This is a genomic window from Calditrichota bacterium (assembly GCA_013152715.1).
Classification (GTDB): Bacteria; Zhuqueibacterota; Zhuqueibacteria; order Thermofontimicrobiales; family Thermofontimicrobiaceae; genus 4484-87.
Genome location: JAADFU010000065.1, coordinates 1 through 6,770, shown reverse-complemented (window position 1 = coordinate 6,770; position 6,770 = coordinate 1). Strand labels below are relative to the sequence as shown.

The following is a 6,770-nucleotide window of genomic DNA, read 5'->3' as shown; positions in this document are numbered from 1 at the left end:
CGGATTGCTTCGTGCTTATGAAGTGACCGGCGAAGAAAAATATTTGTCCGCTGCCAAACGCGCAGGCGATTGGTGGGTAAGTCTGGAGATCAAAGATCATCCCAAATTAAAAGGAATGGTGCGCGCGACCCACGGCGACGCTGTGGGCGATGTTATCGTTTTTGCGACGATTTCCGACGGAACAGCAGGGCTTTTCAAATTGTACGACATCACCGGCGAGAAAAAATACGCGCAAATTCCCACACAGGCAGGTGAGTGGATGTTGAAGCACATGTACGTGCGTGAGTACGGTGTTTTTTACGATAGCGTAGATCCGAAAACAGGTGAAGTGTTGAAAGAAAATAGCCCTTTCTGGCCTGACAAAAAAAGACAGAAATTGTTTGATGTTTCCAGACCCAACAACGAGGGATCGCTATATAAGGACATGTATGAATTTACCGGGAACGAAAAGTACAAACAAGTTTTTCTGGAATTGTGCGAAAGTTTGCTACAGAAACAGGGCCCCGAAGGCTTGTGGATGGATTTCATGCCCAACCATAAAAACGAAGGTTCGTTTCATCCGCGCTTTAATCTCTGGTATGCAGAATCTTTGTTGGAAGGTTATGATTTGACCGGAGACAAACGATACTTGTTGGCAGCGAAGAAAACAGCGGAAACATTTGCGAAATTTCAAAAGAATGATGGGTTGATTTATTATAAAAATTATTTGAACGGAAAAAGCAATAAAAACTCTCCCTGTGGTTCGGCAGTTTCATTTGCCGGAATTGTCTGGCTTCGTTTGCTAAAATATGGCGTTGGCGATGAATTTAAGGATAATATTGAAAAATCCGTACAGTGGGTGCTGAAAAATCGTTTTTCTCCGCAGCATCCTGATAAAAATCTCGCCGGGGCATTTTTTGAATTAAGAACCAGAAGAAAACATGGAAAGATGTGGCTGACCATTCGCGACATTGCGACTTCTTTTGGATTGCGTTTTTTGAGCGATTATTATCAATTTTTGGAAGAAACGGAGAAATAAAAATTGATTTTACTTGTGCAATCCGTTGGTTTAAGATAATATTTCTTTAGAAAATAACAAAAAAAGAAGATATGAGATTAAAAAAGAAAATAAACAAATTGATCTTTGTTGCGTCTCTGTTCTTTTTTGTGTCCCATTTATTTTCCCAGACGCCTCTGGAAATTGCCAGACGGGTGGTTGAAAAAATAATGAGGGACACAAATTTTGAATTGGAGCTCGTGCCTCAAAAAAATGTTCTTGGACTGCAAATTCTGGATTTTCGAGAGGGTGAATGCTTTAATGCACCGCGCGTCCATTTTGCGACAAATTCAATAATTTCTAAAAAGAAAAAAAGAGTCTTGTTGGGCATCAGCCATGATGCGCCGCTGAAAATCTGGATTAATCGAAAATTAGTTTATGAAAATAAGGCTGGCACGAAAATCCCGCCGCGAGAAATTTCCTATAATCGTTTGCTTTTTCAAGATACGCTTCGGACTGATTTGCAAAAAGGGAATAATGAGATTCTATTGAAAATTTGCTCTGGTGCGAACGAGGGAGTTGTTTTTCTTCGTCCCATCATTTCAACGGGAGATTTGGATGAAGATATTGAATTCAAGAATAAAATTAATGGCGAGGCGAAATGGCTTTGCCTTGATTTTCCCGGCAATGACAGGGTGAAAGACCTGAAAAAAATATTTCCGCCTGAAACGTCTATTGAGTTGTATTATTCTTTTCAGGGAAGTTTTTATCGCTGGTATTTTCCGCGGCAAAAGATTTTGGCGCAATTGAGTATGCCCGAATATGTCACCTATCGCAAAAAACCGTATCTCGACTGGTACTACGCCAATGGCGCGATGATGATGGCGATTAATGATTTGGGAAATTTTATCAACGATGCTTCTTTAAAAAAATTTGTTCGTCGCTACTGTGATTTTGCTGTTGAGCATGAAGATTATTTCAGAGACCAATACGAGAAGCAATTTGCTTTTCGCGGGAGTTTTCATCGCATGTTTCGCTTAAGCATGCTTGACGATGCCGGTGCACCGACTTTGCCTTATGTGGATTTGTATGCGGAACAAAAGAATGAAAATTATTGGAAAATCATCGCGCGAAATGCCAATTACGTGATGAAGGGACAGGTTCGGCTGGCAGACAGCACATTTTGTCGTCCGGAGCCAGAGCCGGGAACTGTCTGGGCAGATGATCTTTTCATGAGCGCACCATTTTTGCTGCGAATGGGAAAAATAACCGGTGAGCAAAAGTATTTTGACGATGCGGCGCGGCAGGTCTTGCAGTTTCATAAATATTTATTCAATGAAAAGGAGAAATTATTTTTCCACGGCTATTTTGATCGACGGAAGGAAAATTCTGTCGCACTCTGGGGCAGAGCAAATGGCTGGATTGCCTGGGCGATATCCGAAACTTTGCTTCATTTACCCGAGAGCCATGAGAATTATGCGGTGATACTTAAAATTTATCGGAAATTTATGTCCGGCCTGGCGGCAGTTCAGGGTGAAAACGGGCTATGGCACCAGATTTTGGATCATCCAGAATCTTATGAAGAAACTTCATGCACCGCCATGTTTGTCCTGGCAATGGCGCGGGGCATACGAAACCATTGGCTTGACTCGTCATATTTAGAAATTGTCCGTAAAGGCTGGCAGGGATTAGTTGGAAAAATTGATGCAGATGGAACTGTTCACGGAATTTGCCGCGGAACCGGAATTGGCAATGATTTGAATTTTTATTTTTCCAGAAAAAGATTTGATAATGCTCCCCACGGATTGGGCGCAATTATTACTGCGGCTATTGAAATTACTCGATTAGAGAAATAAAGCAAAAAAAGAGAAGAAAAAAAGATGTCCGAGAAAGTAGAAAAGATTGTAGCGATTCATTATTTGACCGGAAAAAACGTAGAAGTCCTTATCAGAAATGGCAAAATTGATTGCATTAATGAAATTGATGGTGAAAAGAATTCATTCAAAGAAAAAATTTTTATTGCGCCTGGATTAATTGACAATCAGGTGAATGGATTCAATGGTGTTGATTTTTCAGGGCCGGGATTGACTGTCGAAGATGTGGAAAAAGTCGTGCGCGGATTGTACCAATTCGGCGTGACCAGTTTTCTGGCGACCGTGGTCACCAGCCCGGTTGAAGTAATGAAGGAAAATCTCAGCGTGATTGCGGAGGCAATGAAAATAGAAGAAATTGGCAGGTCAATCCCCGGCATTCATTTGGAGGGACCGTTTTTGTGTCCAGAAAATGGATTCCGGGGCGCGCACAATCCGGCATGGTTGCGCTCTCCTGACTGGGAATTTTTCAGACAACTCAACGCAGCGGCAGAGGGGAGAATTACTCAAGTCACTATCGCTCCGGAACTTGATGGCGCAATCGATTTCATTCAGAAATGTTCGAAGCAGGGTATTGTCGTCGGAATTGGACATCACAACGGGACAGCGGAAGATATTCGGCGCGCAGCAGATGCCGGCGCTGCGATTTCCACGCATCTGGGAAATGCTTGCGCCAATTACATTCACCGTCACAAAAATCCGCTCTGGCCGCAACTGGCAGAAGACAGACTGATGGCAAGTATCATTGTTGATGGCCATCATTTGTCGCGTGACGAGGTGAATGTGTTTTTTCGCGCTAAAGGTATGGAACAGATTGTCTTGATTTCCGATATGACAAAATTCGCTGGTTTGCAGCCGGGAAAATATTCCTGGAATGGTGTAGAACTGGAAGTAACCGATTCCGGCATTGTTCGTCTGGTTAAAGAAAATATGCTTGCCGGAGCCGCTTTTCCGTTGGATCACTGTGTGAATAAAATGATGGAATTTACAGGTTGTTCGTTGGCGGAAGTGATTGCCATGGCAAGTTTTAATCCGGCAAGATTAAATGGCCTTTTTGACCGCGGGTCAATTGAACCGGACAAACGCGCTGATTTGATAATCTTTTCTTTGGAAAACGGGAAAATGAAAATCAAACAAACAATTGTAGCCGGAGAAATTGTTTTTCAACGGGAATAGAAGGTTTAAAGCAGAACAAAATTGTGTCTGTAAACTTCAAAATAAATTTTAGCACCGGAGTTCTAAATGATTAATGAGTGCTGTTTTCGCTGGATGAAAAGAATCTCCTTTTTTATCATGTCTGTATTAATTTTCTTACTCATTTTTGCGCCAGCGCTATTTTCTTCTGACGTGGGAAAAATCTGGAAATCAGAAAAAAAGACCTGGATCGATCCTGAATTTGGCTATGAAATCACTCAGTGGACTGACGGGGAAAAACCTTCCTGGCATTTATATTTTAACATAGAAAGCTTTATCGATAGCACGCATGCCATCATTTTTTCTGATCGTACCGGTTCGTCCAATTTGTTTAAATTGAATTTGACATCAGGCGAAATGATTCAAATGACCGATGAAAAGAATTTGAGTCACAAAGTCTGGCACTGGCCTCAATTTAAAAAAATCTGGATTTTCACAATGAACGGCATATTTAAAGAAATAGATACACAAAATCTGAATTGCCGGATTGTGAAAAATATCAATGGTAGTATTACTTCTTTCACAGTAACTTGTGATGGGCGATACATAATTTTTGCAAGAGATGTGGGAGAATTGGAGATAAATAAGAAAAATCGTATCGGATTGGGACCTTTTGCTGTTTTTCGGCTGGAGATTGAGACTGGTGAAATTGAGCAAATTAGCCCGGAGTATGGTTTTAAAATAAGTCACTTGCTGGCAAATCCTGTGGATCCCACAATTGTGTCCTACTGCTGGCAGCATTTTTATCGTCAGGGGGATTATCCGGGAATTCGTGGGAACACTCCGATCAGAATCTGGTGGCTGAAAGTGGATGGCTCTGACGGCGGGCCTGTTGTGCCGCAGGAATTTGGCATCCATCGTACGCATGAATTCTGGCTGGCAGATGGCTCAAAATTGGGCTTCTGCGCGCGGTACAAATTCGGAGATAAAGAGGGGGAGCAATTTCTCGGAATTGCGGATCTCAATGGACGTACGATTTTGATCAGCGCGCCTGTTTCTCACGGGCATTCTTTTCTTTTCAAGGATAACAAGCATTGGGTTGTGGATATTTATGGCGAAGATGTGTTGACAATGGTGACAATGGAATACTGGAAAAGTATGCGCGTGGACAAGCTATTTCGCCACGGTTCCTCCTGGGAAGGTCAGAACTCGCATCCGCACCCTCATTTTAGTCCAGACGGAAAATACATCATTTTCAGCTCAGACCGTACTGGCGTGGCAAATGTTTATACTGTGAAAGTGAATATTGGCAAAAATCTTGAAAAGTAACGGGCAAAATTCGGAGGCAGAAATGCAAGAAATTAGACCAATTTCGGAATTTAAAGTAGATAATTTAAATGTAAAAATTTTTGAAAAACGAACGGAAATGGGCAAATCGGGCGCCGATGATGTAGCAAAAGCAATTTTGGCAAAATTGAAAGAAAAAGATGAACTGCGGATGATTTTCGCGGCGGCGCCTTCGCAGAATGATTTTTTGCATTTTTTCACGCAGCACAAGGGCATTCCCTGGGAAAAAATTGTCGCTTTTCACATGGATGAATATTTGGGTCTTTCGCCGGATGCGCCGCAATGTTTCGGAAACTATTTACGGGAGCACCTTTTCGATAAGGTGAATTTCAAGCAGGTACATTTTTTGAATCCGGCGCCTGAAAATGCTGATGAGGAATGTCAAAGATACGAAAAATTATTGCGGGAAAAGCCCATCGACATAGTTTGCATGGGAATTGGCGAAAATGGACACATTGCGTTCAATGATCCGCCGGTAGCGGATTTTTCCGATGAAAAATGGGTGAAAGTCGTGGAACTGGAAACAGTTTGTCGCCAGCAGCAGGTGAATGACGGTGCTTTTGCAACAATTGACGATGTGCCGGAAACAGCCATGACGCTCACAATTCCGGCACTGGTTTCTGCAGGGGCGTTGTTCTGTTTTGTTCCGGGACCGCGAAAAGCAGACGCTGTTTTTCGCACCCTGAATGGCGAAATTGATACGAGTTGTCCGGCAACTATTTTGAGAAAGCATGAAAGTGCGATTCTTTACCTCGACGCCGATGCCGCAGAGAAAATAAATTATTGATAGCCATCAAGTCTCAGAGGAAGCAGAGAAAAAAATTAAAAAATAGCTTGACAAATTTAATAAAATTTTATAAATTCTTAACCGATAACTTTATCGGTTAAGTAAATTGGGATGACAATGGCGAAATCAAATCAGATCACTCTTAGCGATATTGCCAGGAAATTAAATGTCTCCAAAGTCACTGTCTCCAAGGCGCTGCGGGATCATCCCGATATCAGCGCTGCGACGAAGAAACTGGTCAAGGAGACAGCTTTGAAGATGGGCTACACTCCGAATTTCATCGCCCGAAATTTATCCGCAAAAAAATCCAATACCATAGGCCTTGTCGTCCCCAAAGTTGCTCACCATTTTTTCGCCACTGCGATCGAGACGATTTACAATGTTGCTTTTGAGAACAATTATGAAATCATCATGACTGTTTCGCAGGAGGACGACCGAAAAGAGGCGCGGCATATCGAAACGTTACTTTCCATGCGCGTCGATGGCTTGCTCGTTTCCGTGAGTCAAAAGACCAGAGATCACGCGATTTTTGATTTTGTCAAAAAAAAAGGAATCCCGCTGGTTTTCTTCGACCGGGTGATTGAAAATATCGGATTTAGCTGCGTGACATTTGACGATGAGCAGAGTACTTTTGAGGCGATTGATGAAATTATTC

General features: G+C 42.3%; 6 protein-coding genes. All 6 read left to right on the top strand.

Annotation, left to right across the window (positions count from 1 at the left end):
* The coding region (locus GXO74_05215) for a hypothetical protein (protein NOZ61059.1) at positions 1 to 1,018 on the top strand (1,018 nt) is incomplete at its 5' end.
* Between the two features lie 71 nt (positions 1,019 to 1,089).
* On the top strand, positions 1,090 to 2,832 hold the full coding sequence (locus tag GXO74_05210; protein NOZ61058.1) for a glycoside hydrolase family 88 protein: 1,743 nt from the start codon (positions 1,090 to 1,092) through the stop codon (positions 2,830 to 2,832).
* Positions 2,833 to 2,856: 24 nt separating this feature from the next.
* Entirely contained in the window at positions 2,857 to 4,023 is a 1,167-nt protein-coding gene (gene nagA, locus GXO74_05205) for an N-acetylglucosamine-6-phosphate deacetylase (protein NOZ61057.1), read from the top strand.
* Between the two features lie 66 nt (positions 4,024 to 4,089).
* Positions 4,090 to 5,310, top strand: a complete 1,221-nt coding sequence (locus GXO74_05200; GenBank protein ID NOZ61056.1) for a hypothetical protein — start codon at positions 4,090 to 4,092, stop codon at positions 5,308 to 5,310.
* Between the two features lie 22 nt (positions 5,311 to 5,332).
* Positions 5,333 to 6,115 (top strand): glucosamine-6-phosphate deaminase, encoded by a 783-nt coding sequence (locus tag GXO74_05195; GenBank protein NOZ61055.1) that lies wholly within the window; start codon positions 5,333 to 5,335, stop codon positions 6,113 to 6,115.
* A gap of 117 nt (positions 6,116 to 6,232) precedes the next feature.
* Positions 6,233 to 6,770: LacI family transcriptional regulator (locus GXO74_05190; protein NOZ61054.1), on the top strand; the 538-nt coding region annotated here is incomplete at its 3' end.

Coding starts and splice junctions, on each gene's coding strand:
- GXO74_05210 (NOZ61058.1), top strand. CDS start 1,090: ATGAGATTAAAAAAGAAAATAAACAAATTGATCTTTGTTGCGTCTCTG.
- nagA (NOZ61057.1), top strand. CDS start 2,857: ATGTCCGAGAAAGTAGAAAAGATTGTAGCGATTCATTATTTGACCGGA.
- GXO74_05200 (NOZ61056.1), top strand. CDS start 4,090: ATGATTAATGAGTGCTGTTTTCGCTGGATGAAAAGAATCTCCTTTTTT.
- GXO74_05195 (NOZ61055.1), top strand. CDS start 5,333: ATGCAAGAAATTAGACCAATTTCGGAATTTAAAGTAGATAATTTAAAT.